This is a genomic window from Pelagicoccus enzymogenes, assembly GCF_014803405.1.
GTDB lineage: Bacteria > Verrucomicrobiota > Verrucomicrobiia > Opitutales > Opitutaceae > Pelagicoccus > Pelagicoccus enzymogenes.
Genome location: NZ_JACYFG010000061.1, coordinates 239,832 through 262,555, shown reverse-complemented (window position 1 = coordinate 262,555; position 22,724 = coordinate 239,832). Strand labels below are relative to the sequence as shown.

The following is a 22,724-nucleotide window of genomic DNA, read 5'->3' as shown; positions in this document are numbered from 1 at the left end:
AGGGCACGAAGGTGCACGAAGTTTAAATGAATAGTTTCTTCGTGATTCTTGGTGCCCTTCGTGGGAGAGAAATCCTTATCTAATGGAACCTCGCTACAGTATCGGTATCGACTTGGGCACTACGAATTGCGCTTTGGCTTTCGTGGAACTGACGGAGGGAGCGGAATCGCAGGTGCTTCCTATCCGGCAGCGCGAGATGGAGCGGACCGAGGTGAAGCGGAGCAGTTTGCCCTCCTTTCTCTATTTGACGGAGGAAGGGAATTGGGAGGTCGGGCTCTACGCGCGAGAGCGTGGGCGGGAGCAACCGGAGCGGCTTATCCATTCAGCTAAGTCGTGGCTTTGTCACCATTCGATCAGCCCGCAAGCGAAGACTCTGCCTTGGCGTTCGAAGCGGGTGGCGGAGGAGGAGAAACTCTCGCCGATCGAGGCCTCGGCCCAGCTGCTGAAACATTTGAAACAGGCCTGGGAGGAGCGCTTTGGACGCGAGGCCCCTTTCGTGGAGCAGTTGGTGACGGTGACGGTACCGGCTTCCTTTGACGCGGCAGCTCAAGCGGCTACGCGAGAAGCGGCCAATCTGGCGGGCTATCCGGAAAGCCTTCGATTGCTGGAAGAGCCGCAGGCGGCTTTTTACCGTTGGCTTGAAGTGACGGGAGAGAATTCCAAGGAGCTTCGTACGTGCGAGCGTATCCTGGTTGTGGATATCGGGGGTGGAACTTCGGACTTTAGTCTATTTGCGGTTGGCGATGTGGAGGCGGGCATGCCCAAGATCGAGCGCGTCTCGGTGAGCGAGCATTTACTGTTAGGCGGCGACAACATCGATCTCGCCTTGGCCCATGCGCTGGAGTCTGAGTTGGCTCCGGATGGGGAAGCGTTGAGCGTGGACCAATGGGGCTTCTTGACAAGTCGCGCTCGGGAGCTGAAGGAGCGTTGTTTGAGTGGCGGCGAGGAGCAGATTTCGGTTTCGATTCCGAGCAAGGGCTCCGCCTTGTTCGCAGGCACGCTGGCTACGGAGGTGGCGGCTGATCAAGCGAGGGAGTTGGTGCTGGAAGGCTTTTATCCGAGCTGTCCGCGAGATGCGAAATCGGAGCGTTCTCAGGAAGGCCTGCTGGAGATGGGATTGCCTTATGCCACGGACTGCGCCGTGACGCGTCACTTGGCCGAGTTTTTGGGCGGAGTGGGGCAAGTAGATCTCGTTTTGTTCAATGGTGGAAGCTTGTCGCCGCGTTTGATCCAAGAACGTTTGCTTGCCCAACTGGCGGCTTGGCAAGACGGGCGGGAGCCTGTTGTTCTGGAGAACGGAGAGACGGATCTCGCGGTGGCTCGAGGCGCTGCGTGCTATGGGGCTCAGGCTCGACGCGGGGTGCGTCGTATCGACGCGGGGGCGGCTCGTGCGGTGTTTTTAGCGGTGGGCGAGGAATCGGAAGGACGACGTGTTTGCGTGCTCCCGAAAGGAGCCCAACCGGAGCAGCGTTTCGAAGTGGAAATTGAAGGGCTTCGCTTGGCGGTCAATCGCCGCGCTCGCTTTCTCGCGTTTCAAGGTGCCAATGATATGGAAGAAGCTGCAGGTGAATTTTGTAACCAAAATTTGGATGCAATGCGAAGGCTTCCAGCTTTGGATACCTTGGTTCAGCTTGAGGGAGGCGAGTCGATTCCAGTGCGGCTGATCAGCGAGGTGAACGAGCTAGGCTTGTTGACGGTGAGTTGCGAGTCGTTGGACGATTCGAAACCTGGCGTTTGGCCTTTGGAGTTCAACTTGAGAGGGGAATTCGATTTTTCGCCAGACGCAGCGAGCCGAGAATTGGGCGTGAGCGAGGCGAAGCTTGGCAAGGCGAAGCAAGTTCTGAAGCGTGGACTTTCGTCGAAGGGACAGGGCTTGAAGGGCTCGCGAATCCTCAAGGACCTGGAAAATGCGTTGGGTGCTGCCAAGCACGAGTGGAACTTGGATTTGTGCCGGGCTTTGGCGACAGTACCGCTTGAAGGATCCGCTGTGATCTCGCGCGGGGCGGACGCTGCGGAGTCTTGGCTTCAATTGACGGGCTATCTCTTGCGTCCGGGATTTGGAGCAGCTGGGGACGAGGCCCGGCTGGATCGATTGGATGAGCTGCTGGAGGAATTGGATTCAGCTTCGGCAAAGGTGGAGGTTCAGCTCTTGATCCTGTTGCGGCGGGTGGTGGCGGGCTATCCTGCTGTCCGGCAAGTGGAACTGTTCGAGAGGCAATTTGCTAGCTTGCAGAATGGGAGGCGGGCGGAGGCGGAGCGTGTTCGGCTGCTGGCCTCTTTGGAAAAGGTGGGGCTGTCTCAGAAGCAGAGGCTCTACGGCGAGCTGATCCAGCGACTTGACGATCAACTGAAGGACGGAAAGCCGATCTCGGTCCTGTTGGCGGGATTTGGCGGGTTGTTGAGTCGAGTGCTGCTGCAAGCCAGCGACGACTGTATCATGCCTCCGGATACGGTGGAGACGCTCTTTGATCGTTTGCGGAAGCTAGACTGGAGCGAGAGCGATTTGTCGGGAGCGGTTCCGCTTTTCCTCAAGTCGGCCCGGGTGGTAGACGACCGCAGCTTGAATTTATCTCGAAAAACGGCGGGCAAGGTTGCCAGCAAGCTAGAAAAGTCAGGGGTACCGGAAAGTCGTTTGTTGCCCTTGCGAGATTACGTACCTGTTACGAGAACTGAGCGCGCTTCCTCGTTTGGGGAGAGTTTGCCGCCGGGATTGTTGCTCGATGGAGTCTAAGCTGTCTTCTTCTTCTCGAAGAAGGCGGTGATTTGCAGGTTCACCAAGTCGTTGACGAGGTGCATTCCTAGGCGCTCGAAGAAACGGGCGGAGCCGTAAACCGCGCCGAAAGCGGTGCGGTCCAGGTCGAATTGCGTTTGTAGCACGTAGCCAGTGTCGGTTTGAGCGAGGGTGCACTCCAGGTGCAGCGGTTGCTTTTTTCCTCGTATTTGCATTTGGCCTTCCATCCTCGCGTTTGGGGTTCCCGGACTGGCCGTGGGATCGAGGAACACGCGATCCAGGGAGAACTGCGCGGAGGGATATTTTTCGGTCTGGAAGAAGTCGATGGATTCCAAGTGAGAAACAAGCAGAGAAGAAAGTTTCGTATCGGAAATGTCGTTACAATGTATCTGCTTCATGTCCACCACGAGCTCGCCGGATTGGGCGGATCCGTCGGCAGCGATTTCGAGAAATCCGCTTTTGCAAGCGATGGTTCCATCGTGCTGATTGGTAAGGTTGCGTCCGATCCAGCGTACTTTCGTCTTTTGCAGGTTCAATGAATAGCGGCCTGCTAGACTCTTTTCTGCTGGAGCGCGCTTCACGTGGGGAAGTTCGTTGGCGATCCATGCTTCGAGTCCTCCCTGCAGCACGAACACGTTGCAGTAGCCTGCTTCTTGGAGCCGGTGTGCGGCGACGGGAGCGGCGTGGTACTGTTCGCTCTCTCCGTAGACGACAATTGTCGAGCCTTTGTCTGGAACGGCTTTTTCGATCGTTTCTACGAAGGTCACTTCGTAGACGCAGAAATTGAGCGCGTTGTCGGCGTGGCATGCCGCGAACGCTTCGGCTGTGCGCACGTCCACGATGGACGCGACCGACGCGTCCAGTTGGTTTGGCGCAATGTAGCGGATCGATTCTTGAGGGGGAATCATGAGGAAGTCCGGAGGTTTCGTTGGTAGGATCGAATGTTCGTTGGGTTACGAATTGAGTTGATCCTTAATTGCGTCGATTTCGGGCCGCCTCTCGCGACGCGTTTGCGCCGTACCGTTTTCAACGACCGAACGGATAGGCTACCACATGGGAGAGGACGAGCAGTTGAACGAGTCCGGTAAGCGAGATGACGCTGACGGAGAGGGTCCAAGTTTTCAGGGTTTCTGACTCGGTGAAGCCGGTCATCTTGCAAACGATCCAGAAACCGCTGTCGTTCATCCAAGAGCCGAACATGGCCCCGAAGGCGATTGCGGCAAAGATGTAGAAGGGGTCAAAACCGAGGCTTGCTCCGGTGGCAGACAAGGTTGCCAATATGCCAGCCATGATCCCTGAGGTCGTAATCATCGAGGTCGTAGAGGATCCTTGAGCGACTTTCATGACGGCGGCGACGAGCCATGCCAGCAGGATGAAGCTGAATCCGGAGCCTTCCGTGAGCTCTGTAATCGTTTCGCCAATACCTGATTGTCGAATCATGCCGCCGAAGGCGCCGCCCGCCGCGGTTATGAGAATGATGGTTCCCGCGGTTCCGAGCGGGCTTTCAAGAGCTTTCCAAAGCGAGCGCTTGTCGAGTTTCCGGTAGCGGGCTAGGAGGCTGATAGCAATCAGTGCCCCGATGAACATGGCGACGTGCTTTTGCCCAAGGACTTCGATGACGGTGAAAATCAAGCCCAGTGATTCTTGTGAAGAAAACTCTCCCATAAAGGAAGAACTGGCGATCAAGAGAACGGGCAGGGCAACGGGGAGAGCGGCCATCAGAAAGCCAGGCAATTCGCTGAGGTCCTTCTCTGTAATCTCTTTCAAATCTGCGGTGTGCAGCATACCGCTGTCGCGGAGTTGGATTCCGAGCTTCGCATCCAATGCTTTGCCAAGCCTCAAGCCGACGATTGCTGGCAAAATGCCCAGCGTAATTCCTCCGACGATGGTGTGCCCTAGGTTCAGTCCCAAGGACTCCACTACGAGAAGTGGTCCGGGGGTGGGCGGCACCAAGCTATGGGTGATTGCTGCTCCGGTGCAGACTGCGACGATGAAGTAGACGTAGTGACGGCCGAGGCGGTAGGCGAGCGCTTGTGCCAGTGGCACGATCAAATAGAAGACGGTATCGAAGAAGACGGGAATGGAGAGGAAGAAGGCGGAAGCGAGCATGGCGTAGCCGGCTCGCTCTTCGCCAAAGACCTTGATCATGCACCTGACGATTCGGTCAGCGGCGCCGCTCTCCATCAGGCACAGGCCGATAATCGCGGCAAGAGCGATGATCCAGGCGATGCCGCCGGCTGTGTTGCCGAGTTGTCGCATGGTTTCGCCGATCGCTGAGGTAATAGGATTGGATTCCGTCTTTGCAAATAGGTTGCTCAAGGAGCCTACCAAAACGGCCGCGATTACTAGCGAAATGAACGGATGGATGCGCAGGTATCCGATGGCGATCACAACGAAGGCGATGCCGGCGAACAGGACAAGAAAAGGCGTCAGGTCCGTTGCGCCCGCGGCGATAAGAACGGGGAGGGAAAGGGGCATAGACTATTGGGGCGTGAGGTGGAGGGGCCCGCAGCAAGCTGTGGGACAAGTTGCCAATAGTCCTATTGATCGCTGCCGTGGCTGCAACCAAACAAAAGGTCTCTCAATCGAACGCTTGAGGCTGAGCAGGGTGGGAAGTTAAGGCGAAGTCCCTTGCTGCTTTTCGCGACCCATTATGCGAGAACGGGCTCTGTCCGATTTAGGGCTGCTCCGTTTCCCGCTATACTGGCTGCATGGTGACTTCCACGGAGACGGTGTGCTCTCCGCCGCCGGTGACGGCGCCGCTGAGCATGCTGACATCTGAGAAGTCGCGTCCGTAGGCCACGGCGACGTGCTGGTCGGCGCAGATGAGGTTGTTGGTAGGGTCGACGTCGATCCAGCCGTTTTCCGGGATGAAAACGCTCACCCAGGCGTGGGAGGCGTCGGCCCCGACCAGACGTGGCTGGCCAGGAGGAGGCATGGTGAGAATGTATCCACTGGCGTAGCACGCGGAAAGTCCTTGGGAGCGGAGCGTTGCGATCATCAGGTGGGCGAAGTCTTGGCAGACTCCGCATTTGCTAGCGAGCGTCTGCTCCACGGGGGTATGGATGTCGCTGGCGCTGGGATCGAACTTGAATTCGTCCTTGAAGGCTTGGAGCAGGGCGACAATGCCTTCGCCGATGAGAGTCTCGTCGGAAAAGAAGCGGGCGCCGAATTCTTTGACAGTATCGGTCTCCTTCGTGTTGTGGGTCTCGTAGAGAAACTCTTTGGCCTCGATCAGGTCGGTGCGTTTGATGTCAGCGAGAGCTTCCCTTATTTTCCCGACCGGCGTATCCATTTTTTTGAGATCGAGCGCTTCGCTTGTGACCTCTACAGTGCTGGACGCTTCGACCACTAGGGCGTCGTGCGGCTTTTGGATGGCGAAGAGGTGGGAGGTGTTGCCGAAGTAGTCGACGCGTTCGGCGAGGTCGCCGGCTTCGGGGCTGATGTCGAGGGAGAAGCGTTTGCAGGTTTGGGTTTCGTTGCTAAGCGGCTTCAGGATCGCGGTGTGGTGCGAACCGGTGACGGGGTAGCTGTAGGCGTAGCTCGTCTTATGCAGTATGCGGTAGGTAGCCATGCTGTTTCGTTATCCGATGGTGGCGTTTGGCTTCTTGACGGCAGCGTTGACGGTGTGGGCGAAGTAGTGCTGCTGGATGGCGCTGCCGAGATCCAGCAGATTGGTGAAGGTGTCGCCGAAGAATTCGTGCACGCTTTTCATGCGTTCCAGGGGTTCTTGTTGCATGAGGCTTTCGGGGTTGGTGAGGCCGATGCGGCTGAAGAGCTGGAGCGAGAGGGTGTCGATGGTGTTGCGTTCGCCTCGGTTGGCGTGGGGGAGGGTGGCGAGCAACTCCCTCAAGTTCGATATTTGATAGACGAGGGAGCGCGGGTTCGTGGAGTCGAAGCAGAGCAGGTCGAGTACGCTTTCTGATGAAACGGTATTCAGATAGCGGCGACGGTAGGTGATGCTGGAGTCCGCCCAGTACAGCAGCTGGGAATCCAGGCGTTCGTCGTAGGGCTTGGCGACGGAGTAGGAGGACTGCAGCAGCGAGGAGATTGCGAGGGCGCGTTCTAGGCGGCGGCCGATTTGCAGGAAGGCCCAGCCTTGGCTGCGGGTCATGTTTTCGTAGGCGTTGCCTACGAAGATGGAGAGATTCTCCAAGGTGTTGTCCAAGAAAATGGATACTTCGTCATCGAAGATGCTGAGTTCCTTGGAATCGTAGGAATCGCCGATTTCGCGGAAGGCTTGCATGCGTTTCCATGTGTCGACGGAGAGGCGTTCCTTGACCTTGGCGCCGGCCCGCTCGATGAAATGCAGGTTGTTGATCAGGCTCTCGGGATTTGCCTTCGAGAAGAGTGAGCGAGTGAGGAAGGGTTCGACTGCGGAGAAGTCGAGGCGCTCTGTCTCGGGGTCGAGCAGGCTGTCTATTGATTCGTCGGGCGGGATGATTTGCTCGAGGAAGGGAACGATGGGGCGCTGGGATTCAGCCCCGAGATCTTCGGTGAGGAAGTTGGATATGGTACGCTGCAGGCGGGCGAGGGACTCGGCCCGCTCGATGTAGCGGCCGAGCCAGTGGAGGTTGTCGGCGGTGCGGCTGGGGAGGTCGGAATGGTTGCGGCGTACGGGGCGCTCGCTTTGCAGGTTGGCTACGGCCCTTTGGCCGACTTCGGAGTCGGGGTCGCGCATAATCCAGGCGTCCTTGCTGGCGCCGCCGCGTTGCATGGATACGTCGAGCACGTCGCCGTTCGCCGGGTAGCGCACCAGTCCGCCGGGCATCATTTTCCAGCCGTCTTGGTCGGCCACGAGAAAGACGCGCATCAGGAAGTGGCGAGGGTTAAGCTTGCCGTTTTCGTAAACGGGGGTGGTGGCCTGGGAGAGAATTTCCTGTCCGCAGTAGCGTTCTGGATGCTTGTTGATTTGCGCTACGAGCTCTTGCCGTTCCTTTTCGCTGAGACGGGGGCCGAAGTAGGTGGCTCCTCCGTTTTGCCGGAAGGTGGGCTTCACGATGAGCTTTTCGATATTTTCGAGCACGTAGTTTCGCTCGTGTTTTTGTCCGCACCACCAGGTCGCTACGGAGGGAAGTTCGAGGCTTTCGCCCAAATAGTTGCGGCAGAACCAAGGCAGGAAGGCAAGCAGGGCAGGAGTCTCCACGAAGCCTGATCCCAAGGCGTTGACGAGGGCTACGTTGCGGTTGCGCACGGTATTGACCAGTCCGGGAACGCCGAGTAGGGAGTCGTTGCGTAGCTCCAGCGGATCCACCCAAGGGGAGTCGACGCGGCGCAGGAGTCCGTGTACCTGCTGGACGCCTCCGATCGTCTTCATGTAGAGGCGGTTGGAGCGGACTGTGAGGTCCTCGCCTTCGGCGAGGGTGTAGCCGAGGTTGCGGGCGAGGAAGGACTGCTCGAAGTAGGTCTCGTTTTTGGGGCCGGCGGTGAGCAGGGCGATGTTGGGCTGCTCGGAGGAGGTAGCAGCCAGCGCCTCGATCTGCTGGCAGAACTTTTGCACGAAAGGCTGGAGGGAGAGGATGTCGGACTGCCAGATGGCCTTTGGGAAGATTCGCGACATCAGCATGCGGTTTTCCAAGGCGTAGCCCAGTCCGGAGGCGGCTTCGACGCGGTCGGAGAGCACCCACCAGCTCCCGTCGGGCGAGCGGGCGAGGTCGGCGGAGTAGAGCTGAATGTGGCTTTGCCGGGGCGAAAGGAGTCCGTGGCAGGGGCGGAGGAAGGCGGGGTTGGAGAAGACCAGGTAGGGGTGCATCCTGCTGCTTTGCAGCATGGTTTGGCGGCCGTAGACGTCTCCGAGGATGAGGTTGAGCAGGTGGGCGCGTTGCCCGAGGGCGCTTTCGAGGGACTCCAGCTCTTTTTGGGGGAGGGCCAGCGGGACCATGTCCATGGACCACGGGCGCGAGCTGGAATCGTCCGCGTCGTAGACGTTGTAGGTGATGCCGTTGTCGTGGATGAGGCGCTCGAGTTGGCGCTCGCGGCGTTCCCAGCGGGGTTGGCTGAGCGCGCCGAGGTGTTCGGACACGGAATGCCAATGCGGACGGGGCTGCCCCTTTTCGTCGAGAAACTCGTCGTAGGCGCCTCCGGGGGAGGCGTAGCCTCCCATCCAGTTGTTGAGCAAATTCGTTTGGCCGTCTTCGGTCATCAGCGTGTTATGACGCTTTTAGAGCGTGATGACTGGAGTACTCCTTACGTCTCGAAGTGCAAGCGTGGGGATCCCTATATCATTGTATGGTTTATAACCTACGCAAATCGAGCGTGACGGGCATTTCCTCGCTGCGCGGAATATTGCGAACCTGAATCGGGCCGGTGTTGTGTCCGAAGGAGTGGAAGCGTTCTGCCCGGCGCGTCTCGGCTTCCAAGGCGTTGATGGGGAAGCGTTCGTGACTGCGGCCACCTGGGTGGCTGACGTAGTAGGTGCAGCCGCCGATGGCCCTGGAGTGATACTTGTCGACGATGTCGAACACGAGCGGCGCGTGCACGGGAATGGTTGGGTGCAAGCAGCTGGGCGGTTGCCAGGCTCGGTAGCGCACGCCTGCCACGTAGGTGCCCGGCTCGCCGGTCGAAGTGAGCGGGAGTTCAATGCGGTTGACGGTGACCGAATAGCGATCGGGGTCGAGGCCAGTGACCTTTGCTTGCATGCGCTCGATGGAGGAATCGACGTAGCGGGCGGTACCGCCGCCGCCGGCTTCTTCGCCGAGCACCAGCCAGGGCTCGATGCCTTGGCGCAGTTCGATGGTCATGCCTTCGAAGCTGGCGGTGCCGATGATGGCGAAGCGGAATTCGAAATGGGTGGTGAACCAGTTTTCTTGGATGGGCAGGTCGGCCGCGTGGAGGGTTTCGATGACTTGCTTGAAGTCTTCCTTCACGAAGTGCGGCAGCATGAAGCGGTCGTGCAGCTTGGTGAGCCAGCGTGTGAGCGGGGCCTCGTAGGGTTTTTCCCAGAAGTGAACGATGAGGGCCCGCAGCAAGAGCTGTTGGGCGAGGCTCATCTGGGCGTGTGGCGGCATTTCGAAGCCGCGGAATTCCACGAGGCCGAGGCGTCCGGTGGCGCTGTCGGGCGAGAACATTTTGTCGATGCAGAACTCGGCTCGGTGGGTGTTGCCGGTCAGGTCGGTGAGCAGGTGGCGGAAGATGCGGTCGACGAGCCAAGGCGGTATGCTTTTCTCGTCTATTTTGGGGATTTGCTTGAAGGCGATTTCCATCTCGTAGCAGGCGTCAGGCCGGCCTTCGTCGACGCGTGGCGCCTGTGAGGTGGGACCGATGAAGAGTCCGCTGAAGAGGTAGCTGAGCGACGGGTGGTTGAGCCAGAAGCCGATGAGCGACTTCAGAACGTCGGGGCGGCGCAGAAACGGGGAGTCTGCTGGAGTGGAGCCGCCGACGACGATGTGGTTGCCGCCGCCGGTTCCGGTGTGGCGGCCATCGAGCTGGAACTTGTCGGTACCGAGGTTGAGCTGGCGGGCTTCCTCGTAAAGGATTTCGGTTTTCTCCACGAGTTGGTCCCAGCTGGTGGAGGGATGGATATTTACCTCCATGACTCCAGGGTCAGGGGTGATTTTCATGTAGTCGATCCGAGGGTCGTGGGGTGGGGTGTAGCCTTCGATGAGTACCCGTTTTTTCAGGATCGAAGCTGCATGCTCCACGGCTGCCACCAAGTCGATATAGTCCTCGATCTTCTCCGTTGGCGGCATGAAGACGTAGAGGCGTCCTTTGCGGCACTCGACGCAGAGGGCGGTGCGGATGACCCAAGGGGCGGATTGCCCCTCGTCGGGAACCTGGTTTTGCGGAAGCTTGCTGAGTTCCTCCTCGAAGCTCTTAGCGGCTTCTCGCTCCTCTTCGATGCGTTTGGAAATCTCGCGGGCGGCGTGGTCGTCCTCCTTGCGCTGGGGGACGATGAGGGAGCGGCGGGAGGGTAAGTCGGGGTAGCGCGCGGAAGGGTCGGATGGATGGAGGTAGGGGTATTCCTCTTCCTTGACCCATGGGAGCCGATCGAGCGGCAGGCGCAGGCCGAGCGGGGAGTCGCCGGGAGTGAGGTAAAGTTGCTTGCCGCGCAGCATCCAGATACCGCTGTGCCATTGAGGGCCGTTTTTCCCCCAGCCGCGTTGGAGCGGAAGGGCGTAGCCGACGGGGGTGTTGAGGCCGCGTTTGAATACGTTGAGCAGGTTCTCGCGTTCCTGTGGGTCGTCCAGCTCGTTGTCCAGCGGGTTGATGTTTACCGGGAGGTTGCGCTCCTTGAGCGAGAAGGCGACGGGATCTTCGTAGGCGGGGTTTATGTATTCCTTTTCGACGCGCAGCTGTCGGGTGAGTTCCTCGATGAGCTCTTTGGCGTCTTGGTGCGTGTATCCATAATCCTTGGTTTCGTCGCCGATGAGGCTGTCGTCCTCCCAGAGGGGTTGTCCGTCCTTTCGCCAGTAAAGGCCGAGAGCCCAGCGGGGGAGCGGCTCGCCGGGGTACCATTTCCCTTGGCCGTAGTGCAGCAGGCCCTGAGGACCGAACTTCTTGCGGAGGCGGCGGATAAGCTTGTCGGACAGCGGTTTCTTGGTGGGGCCCACGGCGCCGGTGTTCCACTCTTCGCCCTCTTGGTCGTAGATGGAGATGAAGGTGGGCTCGCCGCCCATGCTGAGGCGCACGTCCCCAGCTTGGAGGCGCTTGTCTACGGTTTTTCCGAGGGCGAGGATGGATTTCCACTGGGCGTCGGTAAACGGCTTGGTGACGCGCGGATCTTCGTGGATCCGCGTGACCGACATGGAGACGCTGAATTCGGTCTTGCAGGCGGAGATGCCACCTTCGATGGGGGCGGCTCCCATGGCGTCGGCCGAAGTGGCGAGGGGGATATGGCCTTCGCCGCAGAACAGGCCGCTGGTGGCGTCGAGGCCGACCCAGCCGGCGCCGGGAAGGTAGACCTCGCACCAGGCGTGCAAGTCGCAGCAGTCTTCGGGGACGCCTGATGGAGCGTCGGGGTCGACGGGTTTTTGGTCGGGTTTAAGTTGTATCGAGTAGCCGGATACGAATCGGGCCGCGATTCCGAGTCGGCGAAAAACGTGCACGAGCAACCAGGCGAAGTCGCGACAGCTGCCCTTGCCTTCCTTCAGGGTGCGCTCCGGCGAGTAGATGCCCGGGTCCATGCGCAGGGTGTAGTCGAGGTGGGCGTTTACCTTTTGGTTGATGTAGGCTACGAAGTCGTTGGTGTCTTTCTTGGAGACGTCGATCGAGTCTACGAATTCCTTGAAGCGCCCGCGGAGGGGGATTTTGGCGAAGTAGGGTCGCAGCTCCTTTTGCAGGGACTTGCTGTAGCCAAAGGGATAGCTGGTGGCGCTTTCCTCGAGAAAGAAGTCGAAGGGGTTAATGGGAGCTAGGTCGACGACGAGGTCGACCTCGAGCCCGAAGGTCTTGGTCGGTTCTTGCAGGAGCAGCCTAGCTACGTAATTGCTTTGCGGGTCCTGCTGCCAATTGACGAAGGTCTCGTCCGGAGTGACTTTGAGCGAGTAGCTGACGATGCGGGACCGGCAATGGGGGGCGGGCCGGAGGCGCACCACTTGGGGGCCGAGGGTGGCGAGGCGGTCGTAGTGGTAAGTGGTCTTGTGGTTGAGAGCGACTTTGATGGCCATTGAAAGCGGTAAGTAGTTGGGAGTGAACGTGTGGAATGGCTCTATGGCCGCTGGGACAGCGGCCGCTACCTTGGATAATGGTGGAGGGGCTTAGGCTTGAGCTTGCTCCAAATCCTCTGCCGGGTCGACGATCTCGGAGAACATGTAGCGTTTGCTGATCTCCACTGCGATTTCGCCGAGATCGGTCTCGATCGACTCGATGAGCTTGGAGGCTTCCTTGCCGTTGAGGTCGTTGGGGTTGGCGTAGTTGAGGCGAGCGATCAGTTGGCCGAGGCGACGTTCTGCCTCGTTTGAGAAGTGGGTGATCGGGCACTTGGAAATGGCGTGCAGGGCGAGCTGGGTGCGGGTTAGGCAATAGAGCACGGAGCGGGGGAAGTCTCGGGAGCGAAGCAGGAAGTCGCGCACGGTATCGCCTTCGATATCGGCGACATAGACGCGGCGGTAGGCCTCGTGGGCGCTGCAGCCGCGCAGGATGGCGGCCCATTGGGCGTTGTCTAAGGCATCATCCTTGGCTGGCGAGTCCTGGAGCATGTAGCGTTTGGCGTCGAGGATGCGGCAGGTCTTGTCAGCCCGCTCCAAGTTGGCGCCGATCTTGACGAACTCGAAGCCGATTTGGTGGGGGAAGGTCGTGTCGACCAAGCCTTGGAAGAGTTGGGAAAATTCCTTGATGTGCTGGAAGAAGGCGTAGTCCGCTTCGTCGCAGACTTTCGCGGGGTCTTGTTTCTTGATCCAGAGGTAGGTCCGGTTGATGACCTCCCACATTTCGGAGGAAATCTGGTCGCGAATCATGCGAGCGTTCTCCCGGGCGGCCGAAATGCACTGCAGGACGGAGCTGGGGTTCTCGGTGTTGAAGGTGAGAAACTCGGTGATGTTGGTGCTCGACTTGTCCTCGTAGAGCGATTCGAAGAGGGCTTGGTCGCCCAAGCTGGAGAGGATGGGGATCCAGCTTTTGTAGGGGTCCTCTTCGGGCGCGTGCTCGGATTCGAGGAGGGTTTGCAGGGTGACGTCTACGAGGCGAACGGTGTTTTCTGCCCGTTCGATATAGCGAGCCATCCAGAAGAGGGAGTCAGCGACGCGACAAAGCATGGTAAAGTGGGTTTTGAGTTATTGGGTTTTGGTTCTGGCGGTCTTCTTGGGTCTTATTCGTCCGAGTAGAGGACCCAAGTGTCTTTGCTGCCGCCGCCTTGGGAGGAGTTGACGACCAGCGAGCCTTTCTTGAGCGCCACGCGGGTGAGGCCTCCGGGAATGATCTGCGTTTTTTCGCCGCAAATTATATAGGGGCGCAGGTCGATATGACGTCCGCCGAATCCTTCGTCGCAATAGGTCGGATGGCGGGAGAGGGAAATTGGGGTTTGGGCGATAAATTCGCGGGGCGCGGCTTTGACCTTGGCCTTGAACTCCTCGACTTCCGCTTTGGTGGCGTGAGGTCCGATCAGCATGCCGTACCCCCCGGCTTCGTTGGCGGCTTTGATGACGAGCTTGTCGGCATTCGCCAGGACGTAGTCGAGGTCAGCTTTGCGGTAGGGCAGCCAAGTCTGAACGTTGTTGAGGATAGCGTCCTCTCCGAGGTAGTACTTGATCATGTCCGGCACGAAGCAGTACATGACTTTGTCGTCAGCGACGCCGGTGCCGAGGGCGTTGGCGAGTCCGATGTTTCCTTTCTTGTAGGCGCGCACGAGTCCGGGCACGCCAAGAAGCGAATCCTTGCGGAAGACTTCCGGATCGATGAAGTCGTCGTCGATGCGGCGGTAGAGCACGTCGACTTGCTTGAGCCCTTCGGTGGTGCGCATGTAGACGCAGTCGTCGGATTCCACGACCAAGTCGCGGCCTTCCACGATTTCCACTCCCATTTGTCGCGCGAGGAAACAGTGCTCGAAGTAAGCGGAATTGTAGACTCCGGGGGTAAGTACGGCGACGGTGGGATTCGCCTTCCCCTGAGGCGCGATGTACTGCAAGGCGGAGAGGAGCTTTTCTGGATAGTCGAGCACGGAGCGTACGCCAGCCTTCGGGAAGAAGCGGGGAAACGCCCGTTTCATGGCTTGGCGATTCTCGATCATGTAGGATACGCCGGACGGGCAGCGGCCGTTGTCCTCTAGAACCAGGTACTCGCCTTTGTTGTCGCGGATGAGGTCGGTTCCGCAGATGTGTACATAGATGTCCCGCGGAACGTCGAGGCCGACGATCTCCTTGCGAAAGTGCTTGGAGGAGTTGAGGATTTCCGCCGGAACCACGCCGTCCTTGACGATCTTTTGCTCGTGGTAGACGTCCTTTAGGAAGAGGTTGAGAGCTTGGATGCGTTGCTCGAGTCCGCGCGCCATCTGCTTCCACTCGGAATCCGCGATGATGCGCGGAATCATGTCGAAAGGGAAGATTCTCTCGGTGCTTTCCTGGTTTCCGTAGACGGTGAAGGTGATGCCTTGTTGCAGGAAGGAGAGGTTGACCGCCTCTCGCTTTCGATTGAACTCGCTCTCGGTGAGCTCGCTGAAGCGATCTACGAAGTTCTTGTAATGTGGGCGTGGCCGTCCGTTTTCGTCGAACATTTCGTCGAAGAAGGACTCGGTATCATATTTTATCTGCATTGAGAGGAAGTGAACTGGGGGTTAGTCAGCGCGGTATCGGTAGCTCGGCAGGAGGTCGCGAAAGCCGTTGGTCCGTTGTTAGCACCCGCTGTGCCATCGTGTGGAAAGCGCATGGATCGTTTCTAAATCAGCTGCATTGCGATCAAAGTTAATCGAAGTCGTTGGCTTCCTGTCGCTTGCCGGGGCAGCAGGGGACCTCCAGTATTCGATAGACTGCTCTTTTGGACTTCGCAAGCGATCCTCTAATATATAATACCTGTGTCGGTTTCGTTAATTTCGAAGACTGGCTGCAAGTTGCCCGGGCGAAATGCAGGACTGCAGGTTTTATCGGGCTTTTGATACCTTTGTGCTTGAAGCGAATGAGAAGGCGCCCCAAACCCATCGTCCTTCAAAATTTCCCATCACATAGGAGGCCCCGAAAGGGCATTCCGCCCAACGCAAACGTGTAGGAAAAGGACAGATTCAGCCGGTGAACGGGCTGGTTCTGTTTTTTGTTCTATTTCGGCGAGAAAATACTTGCCGAAGCACCTTCAAACGATACGTTCACGCTCTTTTCTCAAAATTTCACACCATGCCTACTATTAACCAGTTAGTCCGATTGGGCCGCAAAGTGATCAAGGCCAAGTCCAAGTCACGTGCCCTCGAAGCAAATCCGTTCCGCCGCGGTGTGTGCGTACAAGTCATGACTCGTACGCCTAAGAAGCCGAACTCGGCTATCCGCAAGGTGGCGAAGGTACGTCTAACCAATGGTTACGAAGTGATCGCTTACATTCCTGACGAGGGGCACAACCTCCAGGAGCACAGCATCGTTCTCGTGCGTGGTGGTCGTGTGAAGGACCTTCCAGGTGTTCGTTACCACATCGTTCGTGGTACTCTTGACGCCCAGGGTGTAGACAAGCGCCGTCGCAGCCGTTCCAAGTACGGTGTGAAGCGTCCTAAGGAAAAGAAGTAATCTCTAATTTTTGAAAGACCATGTCACGTCGCAGAAGAGCTACTAAAAGACCAGCTAAGCCAGACGCCCGCTACGGCAGCGTACTCGTAGGTCGCCTCGTCAATACCGTCATGCGTGACGGAAAGAAGACTGTCGCTGAGCGAATCGTCTATTCCGCCTTCGAGAAGGTTGCTGAAAAGCTCGGCAAGGGAGATCCCATCGATCTGCTTCTCGGGGCACTCGAAAACGCTCGTCCGCGCCTCGAGGTGAAGAGCCGTCGCGTTGGTGGCGCTACTTATCAGGTGCCAGTCGAGATTTCCTACGATCGCCAAGAGTCGCTCGCGTTTCGTTGGATCGTGACTGCTGCTGCGAATCGCCGCGGTCTGCCGATGAAGGAAGCACTCGCTTCTGAGATCGTTGACGCTTACAACAACACCGGTTCGGTGGTTAAGAAAAAGGAAGATACCCACAAGATGGCGCAGTCCAATCGCGCTTTCGCCCACCTTCGTTGGTAATCTCACGCCAACCCCCGCAGCTTTGCCTGTTTTGTTCTTTCTCAATGTCAGTTTCCCTCACAGCTCATTCGCCACGAAACGGCGCCGACAGACCGGTGCCGATGGAGTGGACGCGTAATATCGGCATTGCTGCCCATATTGACGCAGGGAAGACGACGACGACTGAACGCATCCTTTATTATACAGGCGTAGTTCACAAGGTTGGCGAAGTCCATGACGGGAATGCTGTCACGGACTTCATGGAGCAAGAGCGCGAACGTGGTATAACGATCACCTCCGCTGCGATCTCTTGCAATTGGAAGGCTCGCGTTGGTCCTTTCGAGGGCATTGACCATTTGGTCAATATCATCGACACTCCTGGGCACGTTGACTTTACCGCGGAAGTGGAGCGTTCGCTTCGCGTGCTCGACGGAGCGGTTGCGGTTTTCTGTGCGGTGGCAGGCGTTCAGCCTCAGTCCGAGACCGTTTGGCGCCAAGCCGACAAGTACAACGTACCGCGCGTCGCGTTCATCAACAAGATGGATCGCGTTGGAGCCGACTTTCAGGCTGCCGTCGAAGACATGCGCAACAAGTTGGGGGCGAACGCTCACCCGCTGTTCCTCAACATCGGTGCCGAAGAGGACTTCAAGGGGCTGGTGGATCTCGTGCAGAACAAGGCCTTCTTGTTCGACGAGTCGGATTCGATGGGCGTCAACACCATCGAGACCGCCATCCCGGCAGAGGTCGCGGACGAAGCCGCTCGCCTGCGTGAGTCCCTGATCGAAGCGGTTGCTGATTTCGACGATGAGCTCGCAGAGGCTTATTTGAGCGGAGAAGATATTTCCGCCAGCCAGCTCATCCTCGCAATCCGCAAAGCGACTATTGCTCTCAAGTTCGTCGGCGTAATCCCTGGATCCGCATTCAAGAACAAGGGCGTGCAGAGCGTTCTCGACGCCGTCGTAAACTATCTCCCAAGCCCGCTGGATCTGCCGCCTACCAAGGCTCACGCCAGCGACGAGTCCTCGGTTGAGATAGAGGCGGACGACTCCGGAAAGTCCGCCGCACTCGCGTTCAAGCTCTGGAGCGACCCGTATGTGGGTAAGCTTGTTTTCGTACGCGTCTACTCGGGCACGATCAAGAAGGGCGATATGCTTTTCAACGCTCGCACCGGCAAGGGCGAGCGCGTCAGCCGTATCCTTCAAATGAAGGCGGACAGCCGCGAAGATTTGGAATTGGTACGCTCTGGCGATATCTGCGCTCTAGTAGGTATCAAGAATGTGGCTACTGGCGACACGCTTGTTCCGAAGGGCTACGATGTCTCGCTCATCCCGCCCGTTTTCCCGGAGCCGGTCATTTCCATGACCATCGAGCCGAAGACTTCTGCTGACCAGGACAAATTGGCAGCTGGCTTGGCGCGACTCACTGAGGAAGATCCTACTTTCAAGGTTAGCTCCAATCCCGAAACCGGTCAGACCATCATCTCTGGAATGGGCGAGCTTCATCTCGAGATCATCCGCGACCGCTTGTTCCGCGAGTTCAAGGTAAGCGCTCGTTCCGGCGAGCCACAGATCGCCTATCGCGAAACCATTACGAAGCCAGCTCGCGGCGAAGGTAAGTTCATCCGCCAGACCGGAGGCAAGGGGCAGTACGGCCACGCTGTTATCGAAATCGAGCCTCAGGAGCTAGGGAAGGGGATTGAGATCGTCGACGAAACTGTCGGGGGCGTGATTCCCAAAGAGTATATCAAGCCTACTATGGACGGCATCCGCGAAGCGACCCTTAATGGCGTTGTGGCGAGCTATCCGGTTATCGATATCAAGGTGCGCTTGGTTGATGGATCCTTTCACGAAGTCGACTCGTCCGAGACCTCTTTCAAGATGGCGGGCATCTTCGCTTTGAAGGAAGCGATGAAGCAGGCCGCTCCGGTTCTACTTGAGCCGGTGATGAAGGTCGAAGTCGTGACTCCGAACGAATTCCAAGGTGACGTAGTCGGAGATCTCAACCGCCGCCGTGGTCAGATCCAAAATTTGGATACCAAAGGTGATCTTGCCTATATTTACGCAAGCGTTCCGCTTAAGACCATGTTTGGTTACGCGACCGACGTTCGTTCTCTTTCCAAAGGCCGTGCCAGCTACACGATGGAGTGGTCAAACTACGAAGTGGTTGCCCAAAAGCAACTCGACGAAATCCTCAATCAAGGTTGGTAAACGCCACCGTAACTTTTCTACCGAACAATCATGACAGGACAAAAAATCCGCATCAGACTTCAAGGTTTCGACTATCGAGTAATCGATCAGTCCGCGTCAGAAATCGTGGATACAGCTAAGCGTTCCGGAGCACGTGTTTCCGGGCCTGTACCCCTTCCGACTCGTATCGAGAAGATATCCGTTAACCGTTCTCCGCACGTGGACAAGAAGTCCATGGAGCAGTTCGAGATCCGTACGCACAAGCGTTTGCTCGACATCATCGAGCCAACTGCTCAAACCGTCGATGAGCTCAAGAAGCTGAACCTGCCTTCCGGCGTGGATATCAGCATCAACGTATAAGCAGATACCAACAATACAGACTTTCGATCGGCAATTCCGCCGTTCGCTAATGTGGGTCTAATAAAAACGAAGGCATCCGCCTTCACCTACCTCTTAGAACTATGAACTATACGCTATTAGGCAAAAAGCTGGGAATGACCCAGGTTTATGGCAGCGACAACGAAGTTGTTCCTGTCACCGTACTGCAGGCAGGTCCTTGCCCAGTGCTGCAAGTAAAGACGGTTGAGTCCGACGGATACAATGCGATCCAGATCGGTTTCGACTCCAAGAAGGACAAGAACGCCAGCAAGGCTGCTCTCGGCCACGCAAAGAAGGCTGGCGTCGCTCACGCTCCACGCGTGATTAAGGAAGTGCGTAGCCCTGAGGCTATCGACGCTGCTCCTGGCGACGTGCTCGACGTGTCTAAGTTCGAGGTCGGCAAGAAGGTCGACATCATCGGCAAGACCAAGGGTAAGGGATTCGCTGGTGTAATGAAGCGTTTCAATACCAAGGGTGGTCCTGCTTCCCACGGTTCCATGTTCCACCGCCGCATCGGTTCGATCGGTCTGTGCCAATGGCCAGGACACGTCTTCAAGAACCAGAAGATGCCAGGTCACATGGGCGCCAAGCAGCGCACAATTCAAAATCTCGAGATCGTCAGCATCGACGCCGAGAAGAACCTAATCCTGGTTAAGGGTGGCATCCCGGGCGCGAATGGCGACACCGTGATGATCCGTTCCTCGATCAAGGCCAAGAACTAGGAAAGGACTGATCGACCATGAAACTTAAGCTTTTCAAGAACGACGGCAGCGCCAACGGCGAAACTGAAGTAGACGGACTCCCCGTCTTCGAAGGTGACAAGGGCGTACAGGCTGTTAAGGAAGTAGTCGTAGCTCAGGCGGCCAATGCTCGCCAAGGCAGCGCCAATTCGAAGACTCGCGGCGAAGTTCGCGGCGGTGGCAAGAAGCCATGGCGCCAAAAGGGTACTGGCCGCGCTCGCGCCGGTTCCAATCGCTCCCCGATCTGGGTTGGCGGTGGCGTCGTGTTCGGCCCTCGTCCACGCGACTACTCGAAGAAGATCAACAAGAAGGTTAAGACCCTCGCATTCGGTCGCGCATTGTTCGACCGTATCAACGACGAGTCTATCGTAGTTGTTGACGCCCTCGACATCGCACCTGCCAAGACTAAGGTCGGCGAAGCCCTCGTACGCGGCATCGCTCCTAGCGGCAAGGTTCTCGTCATCGACAAGGAACTCAGCGAGACAGCTGTTCTCGCTCTGCGCAACTTGGCCGGTGTCGACCTAGAAGAGGCTCCGCTCGTAAGCGTGACTGACCTCTGCCAGTTCAAGACAATCATCGTAACACGTGCAGGCCTCGAAGTTCTCGTCGAGCGCGCGAAAGGAGGCTCGAAATGATTCAGCCAGACAAGATCATCAAATCCGTTCACATGACCGAGAAGAGCAACGTACAGTCCTCCGAAATGGGCCAGTACACCTTCCAGGTATTCAAGTCAGCTACCAAGGGCAGCATCAAGGCAGCCATTGAAAAGACATTCGATGTCACCGTAGCTCGCGTGAACGTCATCAACCAGATCGGCAAGCCAAGTCGCAACCGCAAGACCGGCAAATCCAGCATGGGTTCTGGATTCAAGAAGGCGATCGTTACTCTCAAGCAGGGTGACGCTATCGATTTCACTGCCTAAACGAAGGAGACTACTAGAAAATGTCTATTAAGAGTTTCAATCCAGTCACGCCGACGCAGCGTTTCGCTCAACTCCAAGTTAAGGAAGTTGCGAACAAGCGTCCGGAGAAGTCCCTCACGTCTTCTAAGAGCAAGCAAGCCGGTCGCAACTGCTACGGTCGCATCACCATGCGTCGTCGCGGCGGTGGTCACAAGCAGCTCTACCGCATCATCGACTTCAAGCGTAACAAGTTCGATATCCCTGCGAAGGTTCAAGCGATCGAGTACGATCCGAACCGCTCCGCATACATCGCTCTGGTTGCTTACGCAGACGGCGAAAAGCGCTACATCATTGCTCCTGCAGGCGTTAAGGCTGGCGACACGGTTCTGTCTTCCCAGAAGCAAATCGAGTTCAACGCTGGCAACGCTATGCCGCTCGAGTTCATCCCGCCCAGCACCAAGCTGCACGCGGTAGAGCTCTTGCCAGGCAAGGGCGCCCAGATCGCTCGCGCTGCTGGCAATGCAGTCGAGTTGATCGGTCTCGATGGCGACTCCGCGCAAATCAAGATGCCTAGCGGCGAAATCCGTCTTGTTTCCAAGAAGTGCTTGGCGACCGTTGGTTTCGTCAGCAACGCGGAAAAGAAGAACGTAGTCGTCGGCAAGGCCGGTCGTAGCCGTTGGCTCGGCAAGCGCCCACGCGTCCGTGGTGTTGTAATGAACCCGGTCGATCACCCCAACGGTGGTGGTGAAGCGAAGTCCAAGGGTGGTGGCGGTCGCCAGATGCTCGTGTCCCCATGGGGTCAGTTGGCGAAGGGCTTCCCAACCCGTCGCAAGTCCAAGGAGAGCAACAGCCTCATCCTCGTCCGCCGTAACGGACGGAAAATGAAGAACAAGTAAGCGAGGAAATAGAAAAAATGGCTCGTTCAGTAAAAAAAGGATTTTTCGTAGACCCCAGCATCGAGAAGAAGGTGAAGGAAGCTCAAGCCAGCAACGATCGCAAGCCGATCCAGACCTGGTCCCGCCGCTCCACCATCACTCCCGACTTCGTCGGTCTTAACATCAACGTACACAACGGCAAGGCATTCATCCCTGTCCACGTGACCGAAAACATGGTTGGCCACAAGTTGGGCGAGTTCTCGCAGACTCGCACCTTCAAGGCTCACGGTGGCGGTAAGAAGTAACGCGAGGAGTAACAAAGCAATGCAAGTACAAGCACGCACAAAATACGCTCGGATGTCGCCTAAGAAGGTGATCGAGGTCGCTCGCGCGATTCGCGGCAAGAACGCCAACGCAGCTCTCGAGTTGCTCAAGTTCATTCCCCGCAAGTCGGCACTTCTTCTCTCCAAGACACTGCAGTCGGCAATCGCTAACGCTGAAAACAACCACGACCTTTCTGGTGACTCGCTCACCGTTGAGCTCGCCACGGTTGAGCAAGGCCCCGCGCTAAAGCGCTTCAAGGCCGCAGCTCGCGGTGGGGTTGCCAAGCGCAAGAAGCGTATGTCTCACATCCGCATCGTACTGTCTGATAACGCCTAAAGGAATTACGCAAAATGGGTCAAAAAACACATCCGATCGGATTTCGCCTCGCAGTAAACCGTAACTGGCAGTCTCGCTGGTTCGCTCGCAAAAACGATTTTGCGGACACGCTTCACGAGGACTACATCATCCGTGAGAAGCTCATGGAAAAGCTCAAGTTCGCGAGCGTGCCACGCATCTTCATCGAGCGTGCCTCTGCCCGCGTCCGCGTTAAGATCTTCACCGCTCGCCCAGGCATCGTTATTGGTCGCAAGGGTCAGGAAATCGAGAAGATCAAGGACGAGCTCGCCAAGGCAACCGGCAAGGAAATCCTCCTCGACATCCAGGAAGTCAAGAAGCCTGAGCTCGACGCAACGCTCGTAGCCGAGAACGTTGCTCTCCAGCTCGAGCGTCGTATCGCTTTCCGTCGTGCCATGAAGAAGGCCGTCCAGATGGCCATGTCTTTGGGGGCGAACGGTATCAAGATTCAAGTAGGTGGTCGTCTCGGCGGCGCGGACATCGCTCGTACGGAAGTGCAGCGTCAGGGTTCCGTGCCTCTCCACACGCTCCGCGAAGAAATCGACTACGGCACTGCTGAAGCCCGCACCGTTTACGGCATCATCGGGATCAAGTGCTGGGTATTCAACAAGGAAGACTAAGCCGAA

General features: G+C 57.6%; 19 protein-coding genes. 12 read left to right on the top strand and 7 right to left on the bottom strand.

Annotated features, from left to right (window positions below):
• The first annotated feature begins 82 nt into the window (after positions 1–82).
• Positions 83–2,731: a hsp70 family protein gene (locus IEN85_RS23925; RefSeq protein ID WP_191619642.1), complete on the top strand. Its 2,649-nt coding sequence runs from the start codon at positions 83–85 to the stop codon at positions 2,729–2,731.
• On the opposite strand, the gene IEN85_RS23920 is transcribed toward IEN85_RS23925, so the two are convergent.
• The 7 genes from IEN85_RS23920 to IEN85_RS23890 form a co-directional block, all read right to left on the bottom strand.
• Complete coding sequence (locus IEN85_RS23920; protein WP_191619641.1) at positions 2,728–3,639, bottom strand: YceI family protein; 912 nt, start codon at positions 3,637–3,639, stop codon at positions 2,728–2,730. The genes IEN85_RS23925 and IEN85_RS23920 overlap by 4 nt on opposite strands.
• Before the next feature lie 118 nt (positions 3,640–3,757).
• On the bottom strand, positions 3,758–5,209 hold the full coding sequence (locus tag IEN85_RS23915; protein WP_191619640.1) for a GntP family permease: 1,452 nt from the start codon (positions 5,207–5,209) through the stop codon (positions 3,758–3,760).
• A gap of 220 nt (positions 5,210–5,429) precedes the next feature.
• Positions 5,430–6,305: a transglutaminase family protein gene (locus IEN85_RS23910; protein WP_191619639.1), complete on the bottom strand. Its 876-nt coding sequence runs from the start codon at positions 6,303–6,305 to the stop codon at positions 5,430–5,432.
• Positions 6,306–6,314: 9 nt separating this feature from the next.
• Positions 6,315–8,873: a circularly permuted type 2 ATP-grasp protein gene (locus IEN85_RS23905; RefSeq protein WP_191619638.1), complete on the bottom strand. Its 2,559-nt coding sequence runs from the start codon at positions 8,871–8,873 to the stop codon at positions 6,315–6,317.
• A gap of 91 nt (positions 8,874–8,964) precedes the next feature.
• A complete protein-coding gene (locus IEN85_RS23900; protein ID WP_191619637.1) occupies positions 8,965–12,336 on the bottom strand; it encodes a transglutaminase family protein in 3,372 nt (1,123 codons plus the stop codon).
• A gap of 90 nt (positions 12,337–12,426) precedes the next feature.
• Positions 12,427–13,422 carry an alpha-E domain-containing protein gene (locus IEN85_RS23895; protein WP_191619636.1) on the bottom strand — a complete coding sequence of 332 codons (996 nt, stop codon included), beginning with the start codon at positions 13,420–13,422 and terminating at the stop codon, positions 12,427–12,429.
• Positions 13,423–13,475: 53 nt separating this feature from the next.
• Positions 13,476–14,915, bottom strand: a complete 1,440-nt coding sequence (locus IEN85_RS23890) for a circularly permuted type 2 ATP-grasp protein (protein ID WP_191619635.1) — start codon at positions 14,913–14,915, stop codon at positions 13,476–13,478.
• A gap of 571 nt (positions 14,916–15,486) precedes the next feature.
• Here IEN85_RS23890 and rpsL point away from each other — a divergent pair.
• The 11 genes from rpsL (at position 15,487) to rpsC (ending at position 22,718) form a co-directional block, all read left to right on the top strand.
• Entirely contained in the window at positions 15,487–15,867 is a 381-nt protein-coding gene (gene rpsL, locus IEN85_RS23885) for a 30S ribosomal protein S12 (protein WP_191619634.1), read from the top strand.
• Between the two features lie 20 nt (positions 15,868–15,887).
• A complete protein-coding gene (rpsG, locus tag IEN85_RS23880) occupies positions 15,888–16,361 on the top strand; it encodes a 30S ribosomal protein S7 (RefSeq protein WP_191619633.1) in 474 nt (157 codons plus the stop codon).
• A gap of 44 nt (positions 16,362–16,405) precedes the next feature.
• The gene (fusA, locus tag IEN85_RS23875) at positions 16,406–18,547 is read left to right on the top strand and encodes an elongation factor G (protein ID WP_224772913.1); all 2,142 of its coding nucleotides are present in this window, start codon (positions 16,406–16,408) and stop codon (positions 18,545–18,547) included.
• Between the two features lie 30 nt (positions 18,548–18,577).
• Positions 18,578–18,886 carry a 30S ribosomal protein S10 gene (gene rpsJ, locus IEN85_RS23870; RefSeq protein ID WP_040898353.1) on the top strand — a complete coding sequence of 103 codons (309 nt, stop codon included), beginning with the start codon at positions 18,578–18,580 and terminating at the stop codon, positions 18,884–18,886.
• A gap of 101 nt (positions 18,887–18,987) precedes the next feature.
• The gene (rplC, locus tag IEN85_RS23865; RefSeq protein WP_191619632.1) at positions 18,988–19,626 is read left to right on the top strand and encodes a 50S ribosomal protein L3; all 639 of its coding nucleotides are present in this window, start codon (positions 18,988–18,990) and stop codon (positions 19,624–19,626) included.
• A gap of 17 nt (positions 19,627–19,643) precedes the next feature.
• Positions 19,644–20,279, top strand: a complete 636-nt coding sequence (gene rplD / locus IEN85_RS23860) for a 50S ribosomal protein L4 (RefSeq protein ID WP_191619631.1) — start codon at positions 19,644–19,646, stop codon at positions 20,277–20,279.
• Entirely contained in the window at positions 20,276–20,566 is a 291-nt protein-coding gene (rplW, locus tag IEN85_RS23855; RefSeq protein WP_191619630.1) for a 50S ribosomal protein L23, read from the top strand. Before rplD ends, rplW begins: the two co-directional genes overlap by 4 nt.
• A 20-nt stretch (positions 20,567–20,586) precedes the next feature.
• Positions 20,587–21,441, top strand: a complete 855-nt coding sequence (rplB, locus tag IEN85_RS23850) for a 50S ribosomal protein L2 (RefSeq protein ID WP_191619629.1) — start codon at positions 20,587–20,589, stop codon at positions 21,439–21,441.
• Between the two features lie 17 nt (positions 21,442–21,458).
• On the top strand, positions 21,459–21,725 hold the full coding sequence (gene rpsS / locus IEN85_RS23845; RefSeq protein WP_191619628.1) for a 30S ribosomal protein S19: 267 nt from the start codon (positions 21,459–21,461) through the stop codon (positions 21,723–21,725).
• A gap of 19 nt (positions 21,726–21,744) precedes the next feature.
• Positions 21,745–22,080, top strand: coding sequence for a 50S ribosomal protein L22 (rplV, locus tag IEN85_RS23840; protein ID WP_191619627.1), 336 nt, complete (start codon positions 21,745–21,747; stop codon positions 22,078–22,080).
• A 14-nt stretch (positions 22,081–22,094) separates the two neighbouring features.
• Positions 22,095–22,718, top strand: coding sequence for a 30S ribosomal protein S3 (gene rpsC, locus IEN85_RS23835; protein WP_191619626.1), 624 nt, complete (start codon positions 22,095–22,097; stop codon positions 22,716–22,718).
• Positions 22,719–22,724: the final 6 nt, after the last annotated feature.